At 72.1% G+C, this 24036-nt stretch carries 19 protein-coding genes and 1 pseudogene; 12 read left to right on the plus strand and 8 right to left on the minus strand.

Annotated elements, in window-relative coordinates; all coding sequences use genetic code 11:
• Positions 1-81 precede the first annotated feature (81 nt).
• The gene (locus EAO76_RS35505; protein ID WP_148840494.1) at positions 82-798 is read left to right on the plus strand and encodes a response regulator transcription factor; all 717 of its coding nucleotides are present in this window, start codon (positions 82-84) and stop codon (positions 796-798) included.
• A 50-nt stretch (positions 799-848) separates the two neighbouring features.
• Here the strand turns inward: EAO76_RS35505 and EAO76_RS35510 are convergent, their stop codons facing one another.
• On the minus strand, positions 849-2519 hold the full coding sequence (locus EAO76_RS35510) for a GAF domain-containing protein (protein ID WP_187438888.1): 1671 nt from the start codon (positions 2517-2519) through the stop codon (positions 849-851).
• 451 nt (positions 2520-2970) lie between these two features.
• Here EAO76_RS35510 and ctaD point away from each other — a divergent pair, with 451 nt between their 5' ends.
• From ctaD to EAO76_RS35535, 5 genes are all read left to right on the plus strand, one after another.
• Positions 2971-4659, plus strand: a complete 1689-nt coding sequence (gene ctaD, locus EAO76_RS35515; protein ID WP_148840495.1) for a cytochrome c oxidase subunit I — start codon at positions 2971-2973, stop codon at positions 4657-4659.
• 40 nt (positions 4660-4699) lie between these two features.
• A complete protein-coding gene (locus tag EAO76_RS46860) occupies positions 4700-5050 on the plus strand; it encodes a hypothetical protein (RefSeq protein WP_262375962.1) in 351 nt (116 codons plus the stop codon).
• A gap of 116 nt (positions 5051-5166) precedes the next feature.
• Positions 5167-6444: a 4-carboxymuconolactone decarboxylase gene (gene pcaC, locus EAO76_RS35525; protein ID WP_148840190.1), complete on the plus strand. Its 1278-nt coding sequence runs from the start codon at positions 5167-5169 to the stop codon at positions 6442-6444.
• A gap of 13 nt (positions 6445-6457) precedes the next feature.
• Positions 6458-7114, plus strand: coding sequence for an MBL fold metallo-hydrolase (locus EAO76_RS35530; protein WP_148840191.1), 657 nt, complete (start codon positions 6458-6460; stop codon positions 7112-7114).
• A 48-nt stretch (positions 7115-7162) separates the two neighbouring features.
• Positions 7163-7942 (plus strand): exodeoxyribonuclease III, encoded by a 780-nt coding sequence (locus tag EAO76_RS35535; RefSeq protein WP_148840192.1) that lies wholly within the window; start codon positions 7163-7165, stop codon positions 7940-7942.
• Between the two features lie 174 nt (positions 7943-8116).
• Here the strand turns inward: EAO76_RS35535 and EAO76_RS35540 are convergent, their stop codons facing one another.
• Complete coding sequence (locus EAO76_RS35540) at positions 8117-9292, minus strand: Cmx/CmrA family chloramphenicol efflux MFS transporter (protein ID WP_148840193.1); 1176 nt, start codon at positions 9290-9292, stop codon at positions 8117-8119.
• A gap of 503 nt (positions 9293-9795) precedes the next feature.
• On the opposite strand from EAO76_RS35540, the gene EAO76_RS35545 reads away from it, so the two are divergent.
• From EAO76_RS35545 to EAO76_RS35565, 5 genes are all read left to right on the plus strand, one after another.
• Entirely contained in the window at positions 9796-10236 is a 441-nt protein-coding gene (locus tag EAO76_RS35545; RefSeq protein WP_148840194.1) for a DUF6278 family protein, read from the plus strand.
• 123 nt (positions 10237-10359) lie between these two features.
• Positions 10360-11103 (plus strand): amino acid ABC transporter ATP-binding protein, encoded by a 744-nt coding sequence (locus EAO76_RS35550; protein ID WP_148840195.1) that lies wholly within the window; start codon positions 10360-10362, stop codon positions 11101-11103.
• Between the two features lie 10 nt (positions 11104-11113).
• A complete protein-coding gene (locus tag EAO76_RS35555; protein WP_376036721.1) occupies positions 11114-12031 on the plus strand; it encodes a glutamate ABC transporter substrate-binding protein in 918 nt (305 codons plus the stop codon).
• A gap of 17 nt (positions 12032-12048) precedes the next feature.
• A complete protein-coding gene (locus EAO76_RS35560) occupies positions 12049-12693 on the plus strand; it encodes an amino acid ABC transporter permease (RefSeq protein ID WP_148840196.1) in 645 nt (214 codons plus the stop codon).
• Positions 12690-13562, plus strand: coding sequence for an amino acid ABC transporter permease (locus EAO76_RS35565; protein ID WP_148840197.1), 873 nt, complete (start codon positions 12690-12692; stop codon positions 13560-13562). The genes EAO76_RS35560 and EAO76_RS35565 overlap by 4 nt, the downstream gene beginning before the upstream one ends.
• A 301-nt stretch (positions 13563-13863) precedes the next feature.
• Here EAO76_RS35565 and EAO76_RS35570 read toward each other — a convergent pair whose 3' ends face one another.
• The gene (locus EAO76_RS35570; RefSeq protein ID WP_187438889.1) at positions 13864-15072 is read right to left on the minus strand and encodes an Ig-like domain-containing protein; all 1209 of its coding nucleotides are present in this window, start codon (positions 15070-15072) and stop codon (positions 13864-13866) included.
• A gap of 340 nt (positions 15073-15412) precedes the next feature.
• On the opposite strand from EAO76_RS35570, the gene murJ reads away from it, so the two are divergent.
• On the plus strand, positions 15413-17059 hold the full coding sequence (gene murJ / locus EAO76_RS35575; RefSeq protein WP_148840199.1) for a murein biosynthesis integral membrane protein MurJ: 1647 nt from the start codon (positions 15413-15415) through the stop codon (positions 17057-17059).
• A 39-nt stretch (positions 17060-17098) separates the two neighbouring features.
• Here the strand turns inward: murJ and fsxC are convergent, their stop codons facing one another.
• The 5 genes and pseudogenes from fsxC to EAO76_RS35595 all read right to left on the minus strand — a co-directional run bounded on the left by fsxC (position 17099) and on the right by EAO76_RS35595 (position 24002).
• On the minus strand, positions 17099-18364 hold the full coding sequence (fsxC, locus tag EAO76_RS35580; RefSeq protein ID WP_262376054.1) for an FxsC protein: 1266 nt from the start codon (positions 18362-18364) through the stop codon (positions 17099-17101).
• Positions 18365-18640: 276 nt separating this feature from the next.
• Positions 18641-20032 (minus strand): annotated as a pseudogene (locus EAO76_RS46865) (SAV_2336 N-terminal domain-related protein); the annotation flags it as partial.
• Positions 20025-20981 (minus strand): MoxR family ATPase, encoded by a 957-nt coding sequence (locus EAO76_RS35585; RefSeq protein WP_148840200.1) that lies wholly within the window; start codon positions 20979-20981, stop codon positions 20025-20027. The pseudogene EAO76_RS46865 and the gene EAO76_RS35585, both read right to left, overlap by 8 nt.
• Entirely contained in the window at positions 20978-23041 is a 2064-nt protein-coding gene (locus EAO76_RS35590; RefSeq protein ID WP_148840201.1) for a hypothetical protein, read from the minus strand. The genes EAO76_RS35585 and EAO76_RS35590 overlap by 4 nt, the downstream gene beginning before the upstream one ends.
• A complete protein-coding gene (locus tag EAO76_RS35595) occupies positions 23034-24002 on the minus strand; it encodes an alpha/beta hydrolase (protein ID WP_262376055.1) in 969 nt (322 codons plus the stop codon). Before EAO76_RS35595 ends, EAO76_RS35590 begins: the two co-directional genes overlap by 8 nt.
• Positions 24003-24036: the final 34 nt, after the last annotated feature.

Below are 24036 nucleotides of genomic sequence, written 5' to 3' on the forward strand. Positions count from 1 at the left end.
CCTCTCCCCGAACCGATAGAGCCTGATGTGAGTGAGTTCGTGAACACCCCACCGAGCACGACCCCGCCGAGCACGGACCCCCTGGACACGACCCCGCCGGACGCGGACCCGTCGCGACCCGAGGCCCCCGTACGCGTCTTCATCCTCGACGACCACGAGGTCGTACGGCGCGGTGTGCGCGACCTGCTGGAGGCCGAGGGCGACATCGAGGTGGTCGGCGAGGCGTCCACCGCCCGGGAGGCGCTGGTACGCGTACCGGCCACCAGGCCGCAGGTCGCCGTGCTGGACGTACGCCTCGGCGACGACCGGGGCGGCGACCACGCCGGGATCGAGGTGTGCCGGGAACTGCGCGCCCTGATGCCCGAACTCGCCTGCCTGATGCTGACGTCGTTCGACGACGACGAGGCGCTGTTCGACGCCATCATGGCGGGGGCCGCGGGCTATGTGCTCAAGCAGATCAACGGCGCCGACCTGATCACCGCCGTGCGCCGGGTCGCCTCGGGCACCTCGATGCTCGACCCGCGGACGACCGCCCGGGTGATGGAACGGCTGCGGGGCGCCGAACAGCCCCCGGCCGAGCCGTCCGAGGCGTCGGAACTGGACGGGCTCACGCCCCGGGAGAGGCAGATCCTGGACCTCATCGGCGAGGGACTCACCAACCGGGAGATCGCCGAACGCCTCTTCCTGGCCGAGAAGACCGTCAAGAACCGCATCTCGTCGATCCTCGCCAAACTGGGCGTGGGCCGCCGCATCCAGGCCGCGATGCTCGTCGGCCGGGTCAAGGACCGCAGGGGCTGAAGGCCCCCGCGGCGCGGGGCCCGCCGGGCGGCCCGCGACCGGACGGGCCCTCAGTCGTGCAGCGGGGCGCACCAGACGATCCGGGTGCCGCCGTCCACCGGCCGCTCGACGGCCAGCGAACCGCCGCACAGCTCTGCCCGCGTACGCATGTTGGCCAGCCCCCCGGGGCGCCCGGCCGCCGGTCCGCCGGCCGCCGGCCCCGCCCCGGCGGCGGCCACCACGCCGTCCCGGAGCCCGACGCCGTTGTCGGTGACGGTCAGGGTCACCACCTCGTCGGCCGACAGCTCGATGGCGATGCGGGTGGCGCGGGCGTGGCGGGAGGCGTTGGACACCGCCTCGGCGGCCACCGCCACCAGGTGCTCGGCCAGTTCGTCCGGCACCGTGGTGTCCACCGGCCCGTCGATCCGCAGCGAGGGCTGGAACCCCAGGGCGTGCGCCGCCGTACGGGCGGTCTCCGCCATCCGGTGCCGCAGCCCGCCCCGGCCCGCCCGCTCCGCGGTCCGCAGATCGAAGATGGTGGACCTGATGATCCGGATGGTGGTGTCCAGGTCGTCCACCGCCCGGCTGACCCGCTCGGCCGCGTCCGGCCGGTCCGCGATGGCACGCGTGGTGCTCTGGAGCGTCATCCCGGTCGCGAAGAGCCGCTGGATCGCCAGGTCGTGCAGATCGCGGGCGATCCGGTCCCGGTCGTGCATGACGGCGAGCTCCTCGGACTCGGCCCGCCTGCGGGCCAGTTCCAGGGCGATGGCCGCCTGGTCGGCGAAGCCCGAGACGAGCGCGATCTCGGTGTCGTCGAACGGCGGACGGTCCACCGGCCGCCCCAGCCGCAGCGCGCCGCTCGCCCCCGTGTCGACCCGCAGCGGCACCGTCACCACCGGCCCCAGACCCTCCTCGGTGCCGTCGCCGAACGGATGGGCCCGGGGATCGGTCCGTACGTCGGCGCAGTGCACCGGCGTCCCGGTACGGGCCGCGAGCCCGGCCAGCGACCCCCGCGCCGGGACGGACAGCCCCGTGACGCGCCCGGCGTCCTTGCCGTGGGCGACCGCGACGGTCAGCCGCGCGTCGGCCGCGTCCGCGGACCCGGCGGAGGGCGGCGACGGCAGCAGGATCGCGGCCCGGTCGGCCCCCGCCACCTCCATCGCCCGCTCGGCGATCAGATGCAGCACCTCGTCGGCGTCCGTCCCCGAGAGCAGGGTGCGGGTGATCTCGCCGAGCGCCTCCAGACGCCGCTCCCGGCGACGGCTCTCGTCGTACATGCGGGCGTTGTCGATGGCCACCCCGGCCGCGATCGACAAGGTGGTCAGCACCGCCTCGTCGTCGGCGTCGAAGCCCGCCCCGCCCCGCTTCTCGGTGAGGTAGAGATTGCCGAACACCTCGTCCCGGACCCGCACCGGCACCCCCAGGAAGGTGCGCATCGGCGGATGGTGGGGCGGGAAGCCGAAGCTGCGCGGATGGCTGCTGAGATCGGTGAGCCGCAGCGGTTCCGGCCGGTGGATCAGCTCACCGAGGATGCCGCGCCCGCACGGCGTCTGGCCGATCTCGGCGGCCAGCTGCTCCGATATGCCGACCGGCAGGAACTCCAGCAGCTTCTGCCCGTCCCCGAAGAACGGCAGGGCCAGTACGTAGACCTCGGGATGGCCGAAGAACCAGAAGAGGTGCTGCCACAGCAGCGCGCCGCCGTTGGCGGGGTCGAAGATGTGCGAGCCGAACTTCCGGTCCATCTCCAGTGCGAAGAGCGCCGCGGCCAGGACCGGGAAGACCAGGAGGATGAGCCTCTCGGGGGAGGCCGGGCACCGTGGGTGCTGTCTCTGTCATCGGGGTGCCGCTCTCAGGTTCCGTGTGCCGTATGCCGGGAAGTCGCTCACCGGATCACCGCGGGGCTGGGACCGGTCCACGGCCCGTCAGCCTACGGCAGCCGCCGGACCCGGTGGCCGGACGGTGGGGCCGGTCGGCCATCCGCGGGGCCGGCGAGTAGGGCCGGTCGTCCCGGCCGACGGTGCCCGTCGGTCCCTGGATGGCCCCGGAGGGCGCGGCCACCATGGTGCGGCCGGGAAGGTCCGGCCCGTCCCCTCGTGATCCACCGGACCTTCCCGGCCGCTCCCCGCCGCCCTCCCCGCGGCCGGGGAGCGCTCGTGGAACGCAAGAGCTGGAGGACACGGTCCGGTGGACGCAATGGAAAAGCAGGGCAATCGAGCCGCCCCCGCACAGGGGCCCCTGCCCCCCGGCCCCGGTCGGCCGGGCCGTGCCTCCCGCGGGCGGATCGTCGTCTCGTGGCTCACCACGACCGACCACAAGCAGATCGGCACGCTGTACCTCGTCACCGCGTTCGTGTTCTTCCTCGTCGGCGGCGCGATGGCGCTCGTGATGCGCGCCGAACTGGCCCGCCCCGGCACGCAGATCATGTCCAACGAGCAGTTCAACCAGGCGTTCACCATGCACGGCTCGGTGATGCTGCTGCTGTTCGCGATGCCGCTGTTCACCGGCTTCGCCAACTGGCTCATGCCGCTCCAGATAGGCGCGCCCGACGTGGCGTTCCCGCGGCTGAACATGCTGGCGTACTGGCTGTTCCTCTTCGGCTCGCTGATCGCCGCCGGGGGATTCCTCACCCCGCAGGGCGCCGCCGACTTCGGCTGGTTCGCCTACGCCCCGCTGTCCGACGCCACGCACTCACCGGGAATCGGCGCCGACATGTGGATCATGGGCGTGGCGCTCTCCGGCTTCGGGTCCATCCTCGGCGCGGTCAACTTCATCACCACCATCATCTGCATGCGCGCCCCGGGAATGACCATGTTCCGGATGTCGATCTTCACCTGGAACGTGCTGCTCACCGCCGTGCTCATCCTCCTGGTCTTCCCGGTCCTGGCCGCGGCGCTCTTCGCACTGGAGATGGACCGGAAGTTCGGCTCGCACATCTTCGACCCCGCCAACGGCGGCGCGCTGCTGTGGCAGCACCTCTTCTGGTTCTTCGGCCATCCCGAGGTCTACGTACTGGCCCTGCCGTTCTTCGGGATCGTCTCCGAGATCGTCCCGGTCTTCTCCCGCAAGCCGATGTTCGGCTACATCGGCCTGGTCTCCGCGACGATCGCCATCGCCGGACTCTCCGTCACCGTCTGGGCCCACCACATGTACGTGACCGGCGGTGTGCTGCTCCCCTTCTTCTCCTTCATGACCTTCCTGATCGCCGTACCGACCGGGGTGAAGTTCTTCAACTGGATCGGCACGATGTGGAAGGGCTCGCTGTCCTTCGAGTCACCGATGCTGTGGACCACCGGATTCCTGATCACCTTCGTCTTCGGCGGGCTGACCGGGGTCATCCTGGCGTCGCCGCCGCTCGACTTCCACGTCTCGGACTCGTACTTCGTCGTCGCGCACTTCCACTACACGCTCTTCGGCACGGTCGTGTACGCGATGTTCGCCGGATTCCACTTCTGGTGGCCGAAGTTCACCGGGAAGATGCTCGACGAGCGGCTCGGGAAGATCACGTTCTGGACGCTGACGGTCGGGTTCCACCTCACCTTCCTCGTCCAGCACTGGCTGGGGGCCGAGGGCATGCCGCGCCGGTACGCGGACTACCTCGCCGCCGACGGGTTCACCACCCTCAACACGCTCTCCAGCATCGGATCGTTCCTGCTCGGACTGTCGTTCCTGCCCTTCTTCTACAACGTCTGGAAGACCAGCCAGTACGGCACGAAGGTCACCGTCGACGACCCCTGGGGCTACGGCCGCTCCCTGGAATGGGCCACCTCCTGCCCGCCGCCCCGGCACAACTTCACCTCCCTGCCCCGCATCCGCAGCGAATCCCCGGCCTTCGACCTGCACCACCCGGAGATCACCGCACTCGAAGCCACCGCGTCGCACTGACCCGCCCGCCCCGCGAGCCGTTTCCCGAGGAGTGCCGCCGATGTCCCACGGAGTACTGGCAGCAGGAGTCGTCGCGCTCCTCGCCGCCGGCAACGTCTGGTACCTGCCCGCCTACGTCGACCTGCGGGCGGGCCAGGACCGGCCGCGCTCCCGGCGGCCCGCCGCGGCCGCCGTGCTGACCGGGTGGGGAACGGTCACCCTCACCCTGCTCCTGCTGCTCCTGCCCGTGGCGCCGGGGCTGGCCGTGCTCCCGGCGGCGGCCGGTGTCACCGCCGTGGCGTGCCTGGCCGTCCGGTCCCGGCTGCTGCGGGCCCGGGAACGGCGCGAGGAGGAGGAGTGCTGGTCCGCCCTCTTCCCGGTACCGGCGGCCGGGCGGCGGGAGACCGAGTAGCGGAACGCGGGGCCGGATGTGGAGGATCTTCGTCCGGCAACGCACGCATGCGGAGGTCCGGCGAGCGTCCCGACCCCTCTCCCACCGGAAAACGTGAGATATGGGAGCGTGGGCGGGTGAGTGAGACGACGACTGAAACCCTGCAGTACCGCTTCGACGGGCCCGAGGACGCGCCGATCCTGGTCCTGGGACCCTCCCTCGGCACCTCCTTGCACATGTGGGACCGCCAGGTACCGGAGCTCACCCGGCACTGGAGGGTCTTCCGCTACGACCTCCCCGGCCACGGCGGCGCCCCCGCGCACCCCGCCACCGCCATCGGCGAACTCTCCGACCGGCTGGTCGCCACCCTCGACGGCCTCGGCGTACGGCGCTTCGGGTACGCGGGCTGCTCCATCGGCGGCGCGATCGGCGCCGACCTCGCGCTGCGCCACCCGCACCGGATCGCCTCGCTGGCCCTGGTCGCCGCCTCGGCCCGGTTCGGCAGCGCCGACGAGTTCCGCCAGCGCGGGGTGGTCGTCCGCACCAACGGTCTGGAGCCGATGGCGCGCAGCGCGCCGGAGCGCTGGTTCACCCCCGGGTTCGCCGCCGCCCAGGCGGCCATCGTCGACTGGGCCGTCCAGATGGTCCGCACCACCGACCCCGGCTGCTACATCGCCGCCTGCGAGGCCCTCGCCGCCTTCGACATCCGCGGCGAGCTCGGCAGCATCACCGTCCCGACCCTCGCCCTGGTCGGCTCCGAGGACCGGGTCACCGGGCCGGGCGACGCCCGAACCCTGGTCGCGGGAATACCGGACGCCCGGCTCGCCCTCGTCCCCGGCGCCTCCCACCTCGCGCCGGTCGAGCAGCCCGGAGCCGTCACCGACCTGCTCCTCACCCACTTCTCCACGGCCTGGCAGGACACCCTCGCGGCCATCCCCGTCCCGTCGGACGTCCCGCAGCTCTCCGCCCCCGTGCTGCCCGTCGCGGAGATCACCGCGGCCGCCTCCCTGCCGCAGCCCGACACGGCCGGACGCCCCGACCCGTACGACGCCGGGATGAAGACGCGCCGCGAGGTGCTGGGCGACGCCCACGTGGACGCGGCCGCGGCCGCCGCCGACGACTTCACCGGCGACTTCCAGGAACTGGTCACGCGCTACGCCTGGGGGGAGGTGTGGACCCGGGAGGGGCTGGACCGCCGCACCCGCAGCTGTGTCACGCTCACCGCGCTGATCGCCTCCGGCCGCATGGAGGGCCTGGCCGCACACGTCAGGGCCGCCCTGCGCAACGGCCTCACCCCGGCCGAGATCAAGGAGGTGCTGATGCAGACCGCCGTCTACTGCGGCGTGCCCGCGGCGAACGCGGCCTTCACCATCGCCCAGGGCGTCATCCGGGAAGAAACGACGCTCCGTCCGTAGCAGGATGGGGCCCATGAACGCGGAGAACCCCACACACCTGACCCTGACCAAGAAGACGCACTCCTGCATCCGCCTGGAGAAGGACGGGCGGACGCTCGTCATCGACCCGGGCGGCTTCTCGGAGCAGGACGCCGCCGTCGGCGCCGACGCGATCCTGGTGACGCACGAGCACGTCGACCACTTCGACGAGGGACGGCTGCGGGCCGGACTGGAGGCCGATCCGGCCGTCGAGGTCTGGACCCTGCGCAGCGTCGCCGAACGGCTCTCCGCGGCCTTCCCCGGCCGCGTCCACACCGTCGGCCACGGCGACGCCTTCACCGCCGCCGGCTTCGACGTCCAGGTGCACGGCGAGCTGCACGCGGTGATCCACCCGGACATCCCGCGGATCACCAACATCGGCTTCCTGGTGGACGGTTCGGTGTTCCACCCGGGTGACGCGCTCACCGTCCCCGACCGGCCGGTCGACACCCTGATGCTCCCGGTGATGGCCCCCTGGAACAAGATCTCCGAGGTCATCGACTACGTGCGCGAGGTCGGACCGCGGCGCGCCATCGACATCCACGACGCGCTGCTCACCGATCTCGCCCGCCCGATCTACGACAACCAGATCGGTGGCCTCGGCGGCGCCGACCACGGCCGGCTGGCCCCGGGGGACTCGACCGGCCTGTGACCGCCGCCGGACCGGCGGCTGTCGGTGGCAGCCGCTAGGTTTACCCCCATGCGCATCGCCACCTGGAACGTCAATTCGATCACCGCCCGGCTCCCGAGGCTGCTGGCCTGGCTGGAGAGCACCGGCACGGACGTGCTGTGCATCCAGGAGACCAAGTGCGCCGCCGAACAGTTCCCGGCGGACGCGCTCCGCGAACTCGGCTACGAGTCCGCGGTCAACGCCACCGGGCGGTGGAACGGCGTGGCACTGGTCTCCCGCGTCGGCCTGTCCGACGTCGTCACGGGCCTGCCGGACGGACCCGAGTACGAGGGCGCGCAGGAGCCGCGGGCCGTCTCGGCGACCTGCGGCCCGGTCCGCCTCTGGTCGGTGTACGTGCCCAACGGCCGCGAGGTCGAGCACGCGCACTACGCGTACAAGCTGCGCTGGTTCGAGGCGCTGCGGAAGGCCGTCGCCGAGGACGCCGCGGGCCCGCGGCCGTTCGCGGTGCTGGGCGACTTCAACGTGGCCCCGACCGACGAGGACGTCTGGGACCCGGCGCTGTTCGAGGGCGCCACCCATGTCACCCCGGCCGAGCGCGCCGCCCTCGCGGCCCTGCGCGAGGAAGGGCTGTCGGACGTCGTGCCGCGCCCGCTCAAGTACGACCGCCCGTACACCTTCTGGGACTACCGGGAGCTGCGCTTCCCGAAGAACAAGGGCATGCGGATCGACCTGGTCTACGGCAACGCGCCCTTCGCCGAGGCGGTCCAGGACAGCTACGTGGACCGCGAGGAGCGCAAGGGCAAGGGCGCCTCCGACCACGCCCCGGTGGTGGTGGACCTCGGCCTCTGACGGCCCCCGCCGCCCGGTGGCGCCCTCGTCCTGCGGGCGGGGGCACGGCTCCCGGGCGGCGTTGTCAGTGGTCGCCGCTAGCGTGGTTCTCGTCCTTATCCCGCTTGCTGGCTGCTTGCAGAGAACAGGACGGCCCCGCCCGTTCAGCGCCGGGCGGGGCCCACGACCCGCCCGTCAGAGCGCGGCGACCCCGTCCCGGCCGTGCTCGGCGACCCGCAGGACGCCCGGCGCCGCGGCGGTGCCCAGCGCCAGGACCATCAGCAGCGCGCTGACCCACAGCGGGGACCGGAAGCCGAGCCCCGCGTCGATCGCCAGCCCGCCGAACCACGGCCCGAGCGCACCGCCCACGTTGAACGCGGCCGTCGCGAACGAACCGGACAGGGTCGGCGCGTCGGCCGCCAGCCGGAACACCCACGAGATCAGCGCCGTCCCGGTGCCGAACGCGAGCGTCCCCTGGACGAGGACGAGCACGACCGCGGCGAGCGGGCTGCCCGCGGTCAGCGCGAACCCGGCCCAGCCGACGGTCAGCGCCACCAGCCCGGCGGCGGTCCAGACGACCGGCCGCGCGTCGACGTACCGGCCGGTGGCGGTGACCCCGAGGAACGAGCCCAGCCCGAACAGCGCCAGCAGCACCGGCACCCAGGCGTCCCCGAGCCCGGTGACCCGGGTGGCCAGCGGTTCGAGGTAGGAGAACGCGCAGAACGTCGCCCCCTGCACCAGGGCGCTCGTCAGCAGGGTCAGCAGCAGGGGCCGCCCGGTCAGGACCCGCAGCTCGGCACTGGCCCGGACGGGGACCGGCTCCGGCCGCTTCGCCGGGATCGCCCCGGCGATGACGACGGCGGCCGGCACGCAGACCAGGGCCACGGCCCAGAACGCGGACCGCCACCCCCAGTGCCCGCCCAGTGCCGCACCGGCCGGCACCCCGGCCACGCAGGCGAGGGTGACGCCCCCGACCACCACCGAGGTGGCGCGGGCGCGGGCCTCGGGCCCGACCATGGAGACCGCGGTGACCAGGGCCACGGCCCAGAAGCCCGCGTTGGCCAGTGCCCCGACGACCCGGGTCGCCAGGAGCACCCCGTAGCCGGGGGTGAGCGCGCCGACCACATGGGCGGCGCCGAAGACGCAGAGGAAGAACAGCAGCGCCCGACGCCGCGGCCAGGAACGGCTGAAGAGCGCCATCAACGGCGCCCCGACGATCATCCCGATCGCGAAGGCCGAGGTCAGCAGGCCCGCGGCCGGGATGGACACATGCAGATCGGAGGCGATGTCCGAGACCAGACCGGACAGCATGAATTCGGAGGTGCCCTGGGCGAAGACGGCGAGCCCGAGCGCGTATACGGCAAATGGCATGAAAGAAACCCCATGGACGGCTGATGGATGGACCGGGCAGGGGGTGCGGGCCCGCGCCCGCCCGTCGTGACGGGCGGCGACACGGAAGAACGTCCGGGAGCACCCGGGACGTGATCCGGCAGCACGGCGGAGGCCGGAGCCGGGGAACGCGCGCGTCGTCGTGTCGCCTGCGGAAGCGATCACGAGCGCGTCGGGAGAGCGCAGCCCCGCACCATGGCGGTCCTGCGGCGGCAGCCGGACGGAGACGATCCGGGACCGCTGTCGGGCCCGCGGGATCGATTCGACGACGGATCGGCCACCGGCGGACCGGTGGCTAGCCTCTGTCGGACTCGGGGCTGGACATGAGCGCGAAACTACCAGCCCGGACGTCCGGCCTCCACCTTTTTTCGGCCGGGAGCCCGGAGCGCCTGCGCGAGGACGGGCGCCGGGACCGGTCGGGTACTCGGGCGCCGGGCCGCGCGCCCTGTGGTGCCCGACACACCGGGGATGCGACCCTGAGCGGTATGAACATCCCTTTCTTGGACAACTGGCGTAAGCGTCACGACGGCACGCGGGGGGCGGGGCTCGCCTCCGCGGTCGCCGCCGACCCCGAGGGCGTGGCCGAGCTTCTTGCCGAGTGCGAGCTGCTGCGTGTCCGGGTGGGGGAGCGCGGGCTCCGGCTCGACGACACCCCGGCCTCGTTGGCGGCCCTCGACCAGTTGCCGCCGCGCTGGCGCGACGACCCCGAGGAGCTGCCCTGGCTGGGCAACGACGCGGGTCTGTACCTGGGGACGGTGCTGGTGCGGAACGTCTCCGGCGCGGCCTGGAGCATCAGGCCCAGCGGGCAGCCCGTCGTGCGGCTCGCCTCGGGGCGGGAGATCGACGTGGTCGAGGCGGGACTGGACTGGGCGATCTCCGGCAGTCCCGAACTTTCACAGGTGTACTCGGAGTCGGCCGAGGGATAGAGATTTCCCTACAACCGGACAAGAAGCCTTATGCACCATTTGTGCGTGTCGATGACGAAGTCCCTTTTCGGGCTGGTTAGTTTGCGCTGACCTCGGCACAGCGAAAAGTGGGTAGGGCAGCGTATGGCCGTCGATCCGTTGATCGAGCTGCGGGACGTCAACAAGTTCTACGGACAGTTGCACGTACTGCAGGACATCAGTCTCACCGTCGGACGCGGGGAGGTGGTGGTGGTCATCGGTCCCTCCGGCTCCGGCAAGTCGACGCTCTGCAGGACCATCAACCGACTTGAGACGATCGAGTCGGGACGCATCACGATCGACGGCAGACCCCTCCCCGAGGAGGGCAAGGGACTGGCCGACCTCCGGGCCGAAGTGGGCATGGTCTTCCAGTCGTTCAACCTCTTCGCGCACAAGACCGTGCTGGCCAACGTCTCGCTCGCCCAGCTCAAGGTCCGCAAGCGGAAGAAGGACGAGGCGGACCGGCGCTCCCGCGAACTGCTGGAACGGGTCGGGCTGGCCGCGCACGCCGACAAGTACCCCGCCCAGCTCTCCGGCGGCCAGCAGCAGCGCGTGGCCATCGCCCGCGCCCTCGCCATGGACCCCAAGGCACTGCTCTTCGACGAGCCGACCTCCGCGCTCGACCCGGAGATGATCAACGAGGTGCTGGAGGTCATGCAGCAACTCGCCCGGGACGGCATGACGATGGTCGTCGTCACGCACGAGATGGGCTTCGCCCGCTCCGCGGCCAACCGCGTGGTCTTCATGGCCGACGGACGCATCGTCGAGGACCGCACCCCCGAGGCGTTCTTCACCGCTCCGGAGAGCGACCGCGCCAAGGACTTCCTGTCCAAGATCCTCAAGCACTGACGGGGGCTCCGTGTTGCGTACGAGAAGAGTTCTGGGCGCTCTGGCCGGCCTCCTGCTGGCCGCCCTCGCCGCCGCCGGCTGCGGCAAGGAGGGCAGCCCGCCGGTGAAGGGGCCCAAACCCGAACAACTGCCGGTGTACAAGGTCGACACCGGCTTCCGACTGCCCGACTCGCCGACCTGGACGAAGGCGAAGAAGCGCGGATACCTCCGGGTCGGGGCCAAGGAGGACCAGCCCTACCTGGGCGAGAAGGACCCCGCCACCGGCGTCTACTCGGGCTTCGACATCGAGATCGCCAGGATGATGTCGGCCTCGCTCGGCTTCGACCCGAAGACGATCCGCTTCCGGACCATCGCCTCCGCCAACCGCGAGACGGCGCTGCAGAACGGACAGATCGACTACTACGTGGGCACCTACACCATCAACGACATGCGCAAGAAGCTCGTCGGTTTCGCCGGGCCGTACTACATGGCCGGACAGGGCCTCCTCGTCCGCACCGACGAGAACGACATCCACGGCCCGCAGGACCTGGCCGGGAAGACGGTCTGCTCGGCCGCGGGATCGACCCCGTACCAGCGCATCGCCGCCGACTACCCGAAGGCGATCCTGGTCTCCTACGACACGTACTCGATCTGCGTGGACAACCTGCTGACCTACCAGGTCGACGCCGTCACCACCGACGACGCCATCCTGCTGGGCTTCGCGGCCAAGGCGCCCGACGAGATGAAGGTGGTCGGCAAGCCGTTCTCCGAGGAGCCGTACGGCATCGGGGTCCCGCGCAGCGACAACGCGCTGCGGTTCGCGCTGAACGACGCCCTGGAGGCCAACGAGAAGAACGGCAACTGGAAGAAGGCGTTCGAGGCCACGCTCGGCCTGTCCGGGGTGCCCGCGCCGACACCGCCGCCCATCGACCGCTACCCGGCGACCTGAGAGGGCGGACCACGACCATGGACGTACTCACAGAGAACTTCTCGCTCTACGGCAAGGGCTTCCTGGGCACGGTCGAACTGACCGTCTACTCCTCGATCCTGGCCCTGCTCCTCGGTTTCTTCATGGCCTCCTGCCGGGTGGCCCCCGTCGGCTCGCTCCGGGTGCTCGGCACGGTCTGGGTGACGGTGCTGCGCAACACCCCGCTGACGCTGCTCTTCTTCGCCGTCCTGCTCGGACTGCCCCGCTTCGGCCTGGTGCTCCCCTTCGAGGTCTTCGCGGTCCTCGCACTGGGCTGCTACACCTCCGCGTTCATCTGCGAGGTGCTGCGCTCGGGCATCAACACCGTGCCGAGGGGGCAGGGCGAGGCGGCCCGCAGCCTCGGCATGACGTTCGGCCAGACACTGAACACCGTGGTGCTGCCGCAGGCGTTCCGGTCGGTGATCCCGCCGATCGGCTCGACGCTGATCGCCCTCGCCAAGAACTCCGCGATCGCCGGCGCGTTCAGCGTCACCGAACTGCTCGGCACCTACAAGACCCTCAACGAGCTGGGTTACAGCATCATCTGGTCCTTCGTCTGGATCGCCGTCGGCTACCTGATCATCACCCTGTCCATCAGTGCGCTCTTCAACGTGATGGAGAAGCGCTGGGGAGTCGCCCGATGACCACCCGCACCGCACCGTCCGCCACCGCGCTCTACGACATCCCGGGCCCCATGGCCCGCAGACGGCACAGGGCGTACGGAATCGTCTCGACGGCGCTGATCCTCGCCCTGTTCGGCTGGATCGTCTACCTGCTCTTCGACACCGGGCAGTTCACCGCCGCCAAGTGGACCCCCTTCACGTACAAGGGCATCCAGGAACTGCTGTTGCGCGGACTGGGCAACACCCTCAAGGCGTTCGCGTACGCCGCGGTGCTCTCCCTGCTGCTCGGCGCGGTGCTCGCCATCGGACGGCTCTCCGAGCACCGGGTCGTGCGCTGGGTCGCGACGGTGTTCGTCGAGTTCTTCCGGGCCATGCCCGTACTGGTGATGATCTTCTTCATCTTCGTGGCGCTGAAGGTGCAGCCGCTGCCCGCGCTGGTCACCGGACTGACCCTGTACAACGGCTCGGTGCTCGCCGAGGTGTTCCGCACCGGGATCAACTCCGTGGAACGCGGCCAGCGCGAGGCCGCGTACGCCCTGGGGATGCGCAAGACGCACGTCATGACCTACGTACTGGCCCCGCAGGCGGTGCGGGCCATGCTGCCCACCATCATCAGCCAGCTGGTCGTGGCGCTGAAGGACACCTCGCTCGGCTATCTGATCACCTATGAGGAGTTCCTCCACGCGGGCAAGCTCATCGCGTCCAACCTCGACTACGATCTTCCCTTCATCCCCGTGGTGATGGTGATCTCACCGATCTACATCGGGATGTGCATGCTGCTCTCCTGGTTCGCGACCTGGGTGGCCGAGCGGGAGCGGCGCAGTCCGAAGATGAAGGCCGTGGATGTCGCACCGGCCGAACCAGGAACGCTGCTGCCGGGAGTGCAGTAGCGGGGGCCCGCCGCGAGGCGGTCCCCGAGGAGCAGTGCCCCGTCGGCAGCAGCCGGTGATCACTTCTCGCGCGGGACGACGGATCCGTGCGACGGGCCCTTTCCGGGCGAGAAGAAGGTCAGCTGCGTGCCGGCCGGGCCGTGCTCGACGTACGGCGGCCGACGGCGTCGCCCGCCCCGGGGCGGCCCCCTCGGGGCGTACGTCGGCGGGCGTCCGCGCCGGCTCCGCGCTCCCGCCGGGCCGTGGGCCGCCGGGAGCGCTCCCGGCGGCCCACAGCCCCGCAAGGGGCCCGCTCCTCCCGTTACAGCGCGCTCTTCGCCCGCCAGTCGGCCCACGACACGTTCCACGCCCCGTAGCCGTTGCCCTCCGCGACCGTGCCCTTGGCGTCCGCGCCGGTGATCTCGAACGGGTCGCCGGGCCGCACCTGCCCGTACAGCGCTCCGGCATCGGCGTCGCTCATCCCGATGCAGCCCGAACTGCGGTTCGCCGAGCCGAAATGGGCGGCGTTCCAGGGCGCCGCGTGGGCGTACATCCCCGACCAGGTCAGCCGCATCGACGAGTCGACCATCTTGTCGTAGGCATTGCCGAGGCCGACCGTCTCGGAACGCATGTTGATCGTGCCCTCCTTGGCCATCAGCACGGCCGTGCCGCGCCAGGACGCCTTCTCGCCGCCGGGGGTACCGGCCGACATGGGCACGTCCAGGACGGTCTTCCCGCTCCGCTGCAACGCGAGCCGGTGGCGGTCCAGATCGACCTTCACCACCTGCTCGTCGCCGATCGTGAAGGTGGTCCGGTAGTCACGGACGAACCAGCCGCCGGACGGGCCCGAGTCGACGCCGTTGAGATCGGCGTCGAGCGTGACCTTCGTGCCGGACTTCCAGTACTCCGCGGGCCGCCAGTCGACCCGGTCCTTTCCGGAGTAGTCCTGCAGCCAGCCCCAGGAACCCTCGGTGCCGTTCGAGGTGGAGACCTTCAGGGCCCTCTCGACCGCGGCCCGGTCCTTCACCGGGTTGTCGAAGACGATCGACAGCGGCTGGGCGATGCCGACCGTGGTGTTCTTGCCCGGGGCCAGCGTCAGCTTGTTGACCTTGTCGGCGGCCGAGGTGGTGAAGGCGGCCGTGCCGCTGCCGCCCTCGGTGTTCCTCGCCTCGACGCGGTACGCGGTGCCGGGCGCGGCCACCCGGTCCGACGTCCAGGTACGGCCGTCGGCGGATATCCGGCCGGTGAGCGCGTCCCCTCCGTCCGCGCTCACCGCGACCGACTTCAGCTTTCCGCTGCCGAGCGTCACCTTCACCGGCTTCCCCGGAGCGGCGGCGTCGCCCCGGAGGTTCACCGAGATCTCGGCCCCGCGCGCCGCCCCGGCCGAACCGCCCGCGGCCGAGTCCGACGCGGCGGCCCCGGAACAGGCGGTGAGCGTGAGACCGAGCACCGCGGTCCCGGCGGTCAGGGCGAACCGGACCGGGCGGCCGGGAGCGGCGGTACGGCGTACGGGCCGACGTGCAGCGAACAACGGAAAAACCTCCAAGGCAGTGCTTCTCGCCGAGGGAGAGGCGATCCCGGAGGGAACAGGTTCCATGAAATAGCAGAAAATCAGGAAATCGTGGTGTGAGATGGGCCGCAGTGCGACGGGCCGCCCCCGGCCGCCCGCACCGCCGCATCGGGCGGGCACCGGCGCGCGGGGTACCCTCCATCCCTGATCCGGACGCCCGCCCGGTCGCTCCGCCGGACGGAGCGGTACCGGTGCCCGGGCCGTCAAGACGTTCGGGGGAACGGGGGACCGCGGTGGGCGGAGCCATGGACAACACCTGGTACCGGACGCCCCGGGCGTCCTCGGCCGCACGGGGACGCCGATGACGACCACCCCGCAGGCCCCCGCCGAACGGACCGAGGAGCGCCGGTCCGGCTCGGTGCTGCGCAGCGGCGCCGTCATGGCCGCCGGCTCCGTCGTCTCCCGCGCCACCGGCTTCATACGCTCGGCGGTCGTCGTCGCCGCGCTCGGCACCGGCCTCCAGGCCGACGGGTACAACGTCGCCAACACCGTGCCCAACATCCTCTACACCCTGCTCATCGGCGGCGCGCTCAACGCCGTCTTCGTCCCCGAGCTGGTGCGCGCCGCGCGCAACCATCCCGACGGCGGAGCCGCGTACACCGACCGGCTGCTCACCGCCTGCACCGTCGCCCTGCTCGCCCTCACCGGCCTCACGGTCGTCGGGGCCCCGTGGATCATCGAGGTCTACGCCCCCGGCTACCACGGCGCCCAGGCGGAGCTGACCGTGGCCCTGGCCCGCTACTGCCTGCCGCAGATCCTCTTCTACGGACTGTTCACCCTGCTCGGCCAAGTGCTCAACGCCCGCGACCGGTTCGGCGCGATGATGTGGACCCCGGTCCTCAACAACCTGGTGATCATCGCGGTGTTCGGGATCTTCCTGGGCGTCGCCACCGGTTCCGACGGCACACTGACCCCGGCGCAGGCCCAATGGCTCGGCTGGGGCACGACCGCGGGCATCGCCGCCCAGACCCTCGCCCTGGTCCCGGCACTGCGCGCCGCGAAGTTCCGCTGGCGGCCCCGCTTCGACTGGCGGGGCAGCGGCCTCACCAGGCCGCTGCGCGCGGCCGGATGGCTCGTCATGCTCGTGCTGACCAACCAGATCGCGTACTGGGTGGTCACCCGGCTCTCCACCACTGTCGGGCAGAGCGCCGCGGACCAGGGCATGGCGGGCGCCGGCTACACCGCGTACAGCTACGCCCATCAGCTGTGGGTGGTGCCGCACGGCATCGTGACCGTCTCGCTCGTCACCGCGCTGATGCCCCGGATGAGCCGGGCCGCGGCCGACCACGACCTGGCGGGGGTGCGGCGCGACGCCTCGTACGCCCTGCGCACCTCGGCGGCGGTCGTGGTGCCCGCGGCGGCCCTGCTGTTCGCGCTGGCACCGTGGGTGACGGGCGCCGTGTACGGGTACGGGCGCACGGACGACGCGGACATCACCGTGATGGCGGGCATGCTGATGGCGTTCGCGCCCGGACTGATCGCCTACTCGGGCCAGTACGTGCTCTCCCGCGCGTTCTACGCGATGGGCGACACCCGGACCCCGTTCCTCCTCAACCTGGTGATCGCCGCGCTCAACGCCGGTCTCTCGGCCGCCGCCCACCTCCTGCTGCCGATCCGCTGGGCCGTGACCGGCATGGCAGGGGCCTACTCGGTGGCACTGTTCGTGGGCTTCGGGATCACCGCGTACGTGTTGCGCCGGAGGATCCCGGACCGCGCCGCGCCCGGGGCGCCACCGGCGCAGGCGCGACTGGTGGTGGCGGCCGTGCCCGCCGGACTGCTGGGGTACGCGGCGGCCCGCGCCTGCGCGTCGTACGGGGACTTCGCCGCCCTGGGCGCGGGTACCTGCGTCCTGCTGCTCACGGTGGCACTGCTGGCCCGGCCGCTGCGGCTGCGGGAGATCGAGGCCGCGCTCGCGGCGGGCCGGAGGCGGCTGCGACGGTCCGGGTGACACGGGTCCGCGTCGCCCGGTGGGGCGTTCCCGGAACGGTCACGGAGCATCGCGATCCGTCACCGGCCCCCGTAACCTCGGCCGTTCGCCGAGCCGCCCGCCGGCGGAGGGGTACACCACCGCGTGTCTCATGTACTGCTGGGCCGCCACCTCGACCACCTGCGGCAGGATCTGGCCGAACGCCTCCATGCTGGGCACGCCCCTGGCCGCGGCGCGGCAGTGGGCGCGCCCCTGGCGCATCAAGACCGGCATGGTCCGTTCGAGCTTCCCGGTCAGTTCGGCCTCGGCCGCCATGCTCTGCCGGTCCTCGCGGCTCCACGGCACGGCCGGAGCGATCCAGGGACGGTTCTCGGCGTCGAAGTCGGCGAGCCTCCTGCACCGGTCCTCGTCCTGGAGGGCCCAGCGGTCGACGAGCAGGATCTCGGGGCTGCCGGGCGGCTGCTTGCTGTTTCCGCGCTCCGTCTCCTCGTCGAAGGAGGTGATGGTGGCCCGGTAGTTGAGGGAGCGCACCAGGTCCTCGGCGACATAGGCCAGGGGACGGGTGGTGGCGGGGTGGTAGGGGTTCCAGTCCCGCGCACTGTCGCCGTAGTAGTCGGCCAGGCGCCCCTCGGGCAGGTCGCGGCGAGTGGGGGCGACCACGGTGATCCGGATGGGACGGGGCCCGGACGCGCTGTTGCGCGGGCCGAAGGCACTGGGGGCCTGTCGGTAGTCGACCGGGCGACCGATGCCGATCCTGGTCGTGTCGGCGACGTTGACGATGCGCTTGGCGAGCTCGTACACCGCGCGCTCGTACTCCTCGGCGAAGATCCTGAGTTTGATGAGGCCGTAGAGCCCGTCGCTGACGTAACGGTCCCCGAAGTCGCGGTGGTCGAACTGCAACCGCTCGGCCGGACCGGGGAGCTGGCTCGGCGGCACGGGCACCCAGAGCGCCGGGACGATCGCCTCGGCCGGCCGGCTGGAGCGGGCCCGGTGGTGGATGGCGCGCTGCGCGAAGGCGTACCACTCCTTGCCGCACATCTCACTGGCGAAGTAGCGCGGCGAGAACAGCGGAACGAACACCCGGCAGGTGGCGAGCACCTCGCCGAGCCGCTCCGACCAGCCCTCGCCGGAGCGTACTTCCCGGTCCATGAACCCCGCGGGCGCGCCCGCGGGCAGATCCGTCATGGCCGCCACGTGGTCACAGAGATCCCTGAAGAGGCGTTCGACCCACATGTCCGGGTCCGTTCCACCGCCGTACCCCGGTGTGTGGGCATAGCTCAGGAAGAAGTACGGGGCCGTCGCGCGGGCGGTGCTTCCTTCGAGCACGGTCGGGGCGGAGGGGACGAGGCGCCCCGGCCCACCGGCCACCGACGTCCGGACAGGGGGCACCACCGGTTCCGAGGGGGGCTCGACAGGCGGGAGTTCGGCGGAGGCGGCCATCGTGAGGTCGGCCGGCTCCGGTGTCCGGGCCGGGATGCCCAGCGCCAGCAGGACACCGGTCGACACCTCGCCGAAGGGTTCGGGGTCCATCGCGATCCCGTCCGCCCCGGCTCCGGACACGGCGGCCCGGAAACGCGTGGGCGAGGCGGATTCGCTCCTGACGAAACGGTCCACGGCGCTGTGCAGGAGCCGGGCGTCCCGGGCGCCGAGCCTGGGCATGAGCCGCTCACGCGTGCCGTCCCGGAAACGCAGTACGGGATGGCCGCCCGCCCGGGCGGCCTCGGTGACGGTGACGAGACCGCCGACGACGAACTCGGCCAGGTCGGAGGGCGTCGCCTCCGGGACCAGGCTCTGCTGGACGACCCGGAGCACATCGACGCTCACCTGCGGGTACAGCGAGCACAGCACGGCCAGCCGGACCGCGGCCGCGGACGCGCGGTGCAGATAGGCGTCCGTCAGGGACCGGCCGCTGCGCGGTCCCTCCTCGTCCTGTTCCACCAACTGGTCGACGAGACCCGGCGCGGGCAGGAGCAGGGCTTCGCAGCCGGCGGGGTCCGAGAGCATGAGGGAGCGGGCCCAGCCGCCGATCGAGTGGGGCGACAGGGAACTCACGGGGACCGGCAGCCAGTCCCGGTCGGTGGTGCCGGGAAACGCCTGGCTCATCAGGAGCGTGGTGACGAACCGCAGCCGGGCGTTGTGCGCGCCGGGCGTCCCGGGCGGGACCACGCGGACGGCCGGCAGGCTCATGCCCGTCTGCCGCCAGATCTTCGACGGCAACGGGTTGAGCAGGACGGTGGGCATGGCGGCGGCCCATGTGCGGAGCTGGTTCCACTGGGAGCCGTCGCGCCACGCGGCCGACGCCCAGTCGGAGAGGACGAGCATCAGCCGCCGCGACGCGACGGACCTTCCGCCGCCCTCCACGACGCGCTGCCCCAGCGGGCCGTGCAGGGCCGGTGTGCTCCCCGGCACCCCGTCCGAGTGGAGCTCACGGACCCGCAGGGTGCGGAACACACCGGTGCGGGCCAGCAGACGCACCAGTTCGTCGGCCGTGCCCGCCCACACCGCCATGGTGGGGGAACGGTCGATGACCACGGTCGCGTCGAACCAGCGCTCCGGTTCGCCGGAGAACACCGGGGTGAGCTCGCCGGCGCGCGCGTAGTCGGCCACCGTCGCCGGGATGTCCAGCCGCTGCCTGCGCCCCCGCGGCCATGGCCGCTTCAACGGTTTCAGGGCCCGGGCCAGTTCCCGGCCGCGCGGCAGTGTGCTGTCGCGGGGCAGTGACACCCCGACCGCTCCCGGGCCCGGCGCACCGTCCTTCCAGGGCGTGTGCAGCGGGCTCCGCCGCGCGGCCCCGTCCGTCTCCGCCGACTGCCCGGCGTCCGCCGCCCGGGCGTCCGGCTCCTCCCGGCTCCCGGTGTCGCGGGTCCGCGGACCGTCGCTGTCGTCCCGGGCGGCGAGCCAGAGCAGCTCGGCGATCGACACCGCGTCGAGGTCCCTGCCCAGACCGAGCAGCGAGTCGACGACGGCGCCCAGCCCGTCGGTCCGGTCAGGCACCGGACAGGTTCTTCATCAGCAGCCCGATGAGCGCGCCGCGCTCCGACGCCGCCACCTTCGCCGGCCCGTCCAGCAGATGGAGGGTACTGAGCAACTGGTCGATCGCGACTCGCTCGCCGTCGCCCACCCGGCGCACGAAGTCGTCGACGAGATCGGCGAGCGGACCCGACCCGGGCACGTCGAGCCGCAGGTGCCTGCGCACGATCTCCCGGACGAGCTCCGGTGTGGGGCGGGGCATCGTGTAGCGCAGGCACCGCCGCAGGAACGGCGCGGGCAGCTCCTGCTCCCCGTTGCTCGTCATCACGATGAAGGGGAACTCGGTGCACTGCACATGGCCGTTGCGCACGGGGTACTCGGCGTCCCCGCCGAACATGCGCAGATGGGCGAGGTCCTGCCCCTCGCGGCGCAGTTCCTCGATGCGGAACTCGCCGCGTTCCAGCACGTCGAGCAGGTCCCCGGGAAGATCCAGATCGGCCTTGTCGATCTCGTCGATGAGGAGCGCCCGCGGCCGGTCCGACGGCAGCAGCGCCGTTCCCAGCGGCCCCAGGGTCATGAACGCCGCGATGTCGTCGGTGCCGACGTCCCGCTCACCGGCGCGCGCCCGCTCCTGCTGCAGCCGGTGGGCGTGGATGCGCCCGAGGGCGTCGTAGTGGTACAGCGCGTCCCCGAGCGTGCTGCGCGAGGTCACGTGCCAGCGCAGTACGGGGCCCAGCGCGAGCTCCGCCGCGACCTGTTCGATCACGGTGGACTTGCCCGTGCCCGGACTGCCCGTGATCAACAGGGGCCGGCGCAGGGCGAGGGCGGCGTTGACCGCGGGGACGAGCCCCTCCGGCGGTTCGAACAGTCCGGGGGACGACACACGGGGGAAGGTCCTCCACGGCGGCGGTGCGGGCAGCCGGGTGTCCTGCCGCACCTCTCCGTCGCCTCGGTAGTACGGGTTCCACGTCATGAGGTTTCCTCGATCGTGTTCTGGACGGGGGGAACGGTGGTTCTCACGAGCCGGCAGAACCTCAGCCACGCACGGTCGTCCCAGACCGCGCGCAGATCGGCAAGGTGACCGGCGTACTCGCCGCGCCACCGCCGCTGGTAGGCGCGGCCGAGCCCTTCCGGCATGGTCAGCCACTGCGGCTCCAGGCAGTGGTGCCGGTCGACGGGGAATCCCTCCGCCCCCTGGGGCCACAGCAGCACCGGGGTGTAGGAGAGGAGGATCTCCATCAACTGGTCGTCCAGCCCGGCGTGGTGCGTCAGACCGATGGCCCGCCGGTACATGCCGTCCCGCAACTTGCCCTGCAACGGCGGCCGTTCGGACGTTTCGGAGGCGTCCAGCCAGTCGACGGGCACTCCGGTGCAGGCGGCGATCTCCTCCCACCGCTCGTTCACCGCGCCCTGGATCCGTCTCAGCAGGGGATCGGGGGCGAGCCGACGGCTCCAGTGCAGCACGACGTCGTACTGCACCCCGAAGCGCAGGCCCCTGCCGGCTTCCTCCGGGCGCCACTCCAGCAGCACACCGCTCGGCACCGCGATGTCGAGCCATCTCAGCCGCAGCCCGAGCGCCTCCGCATGGTCCTCCGCCCAGACGGCCGCCTCCTCGACCGCGGCCTCCGCGCCCGCCCGGTCCACCGTGGGGCAGTCGAAGTCCTGCCGTTCGAGCAGTTCCCCGTCCCGGAGCAGCCACGCGCTCACGGTTTCCGGCCAGCCGCCCGTCAGCGAGGAGTCGAGGCCGACGGCGAGTCTCAACTGCTGGTCCTCCCGGTCGTCGAGGACCTTCGCCACGGCGTCGTTGAGTTCCTGCTGGGCGTCCACGGACCGCGCCCACGCGTGCAGTTCCGAAGAGGCCAGGTCCTTGCCCGAGGCGAGGGCGAGGCGCACCACGAACTCGGCGACCGACGGTTTGCCGTTGCTCCGGGTCACCGAGTGGTCGAAGGCCAGCCGGTCCAGGATCGCGACGTCGGTGAACTCGGGCAACGGGGAGGACAGGGCGCGGTGCTCCGACGCCAACAGGGCCCGCAGGGCCTGGCGCAGCCGGGCCGTCGTCAGCTCGCCGCCGATCCAGCCGCGAAGGAACCCGACGGTCCGCAGCGCGGTGAGGGCGAAGAGCACGGCCTCCCTGGCCCGGTCGCGGGCCGGGGACGGCGGAAGGCAGCCGAGTGCCTTCAGGGCGTCGAGCGCGGACGGCACGTCGTGCGGCACGTGCGGGGCGGGCACGGCGGCAGGCAGCGCGCCGAACGCCTCGGTGAGGTCCTCGTGCGCCAGCCGGCCGAGGAGCCCACCGGGGTCGGCGCCGCGGTCCTGCGCGTTGCGGGTGACCCAGAGGCGCCCCGTCGCGAAGGGGTCGCCGTCGTGCTGGAAGACCGTCACGTCCTGTCCGACGACGGAGCCGCGCAGCGCCCGCTGCACGTCGTCCGCCCCCAGCAGGGGGCCCGCTCCGGGCACGCCCTTCCTGATCAGCCCGGTGAGCGCCCTGGAGAACGAGAGGTCGACCGCCTGCTGGGTGAGCGACGCGGACATGAGCACGGCGAGTCGGCTGCGCCCGTTGCCGGCGCCGCCCGTGAGGTCCTGGCCCGGGGGCGTCGCACCGGCCGCGTGGCAGGTGTCGACGATGCCGAGCACGCCGGGGATGCCGGGCCTGTTCGCGGCGGCCGCGAGGAGCTCGCCCACGTTGACCGCCCGTTCGGGCGCGTCCTCGACGGAGTCGGCGCCCATCAGGTACAGCGTGTGCGTGCTTCCGGGTACGAATCCGTGCCCCAGCAGGGCGAGGACGAGCGACGCGCCCCGGTCCTCGGCATGGCTGATCGCCTCACCGATCAGCGTCCGGATCCAGTTGCTCGTCAGCCGTTCGTCGACGATCAGGGAGCGTCCGTCGGGGAGCCCCGGAGCGCAGTCGCCCGTGTCCGGGTCGACCAGCGCGGCATGCAGCGCCGAGGCCGCCTCCCCGAGGCGGGTGAGGTGCCGCATCGACGCGCACTGGGGTGCCACGACCAGGAGGTGGCGCCGGGGCTCCTCATCCATGGGACACGGACAGGAGGGCCTCCGCGACGGGTCCTGCGACGGCGGCCTGGGCCAGGTACTTCCCGGCGGAGTGGACCCAGACCCCGTCCGAGTCGACCCGGCTGCTGCGGGGGAGCACCCCGGCCGCGTTGGCCGCCACATCGCGTTCGAGCAGGGGGCGGACGGCGATGATGTCGTCCTTGTCCCAGAAGTTCAGCCATCGATCGACACGCTCGGGCGTGCGCGGCGGCTGCGGCAGGAGCCTGGGCCGGACGACCGTACGCATCGAGAGCGGTGATCCGAGCGTGACGAGGAGGGGAGTGGCCGCCCGGTGCTCGTGCAGTGCCTCCAGCGCGACGACGGTCCCCAGGGAGTGCGCGACCACGACCGCGGGGGCGTCCCCGAGCGCCTCGTGCAGACGGTTCCGTACACGACGGTCGAGGGTCAGCCCGGACGCGTCCTTCTCCCCGCGCGCCAGATAGCGCGACACCTGGGCGAGGTCGCCGACCATCAGCTTGGGGGTCGCCCAGCGTGCGACACCGCCCCACGGCTTGAGCGCCATCAGGGTGGTCGCCACGTTCAGGGCCCTGCGCAGTGCCGACAGGCTCCCCTGGGCCTGGCCGGACGTGCCGGCCTCGGCGCGGGCGTGGGCCAGGATCCGTTCCCGGTTCCGCCAGGCGCCGTCGTGGGGCGCCTCGGTGGCGGAGTGTTCGGCCGCGAGAGCGGCCACCAGCTCGACGAGGAGGTCTTCGAGGATCTCGCCCGCGTCGCCCTCGGCCGTCGCCCCGCCGCCGCCCTGGGCCTCGGGGGGCGAGAAGAGATCGGCGTAGGAGACGAAGGCACAGCGGTCCGCGTCCGTGGTGGTCAGCCGCTCGGCGAGTGCGGTGTGCCCGGCCGCCCGCATTCCGTCCGCCAGGGCGCCCGTCCACCCGGCCAGTTCACGTTCGGCATCCCGAAGCCCGCCTATCCCGTGTACGAACACCAACCGCGGCACCAAGTGGACCTCCCCTGCGCGT

Origin of the sequence: Streptomyces sp. sk2.1 (assembly GCF_008120935.1) — a bacterium.
Taxonomy (GTDB): Bacteria; Actinomycetota; Actinomycetes; order Streptomycetales; family Streptomycetaceae; genus Streptomyces.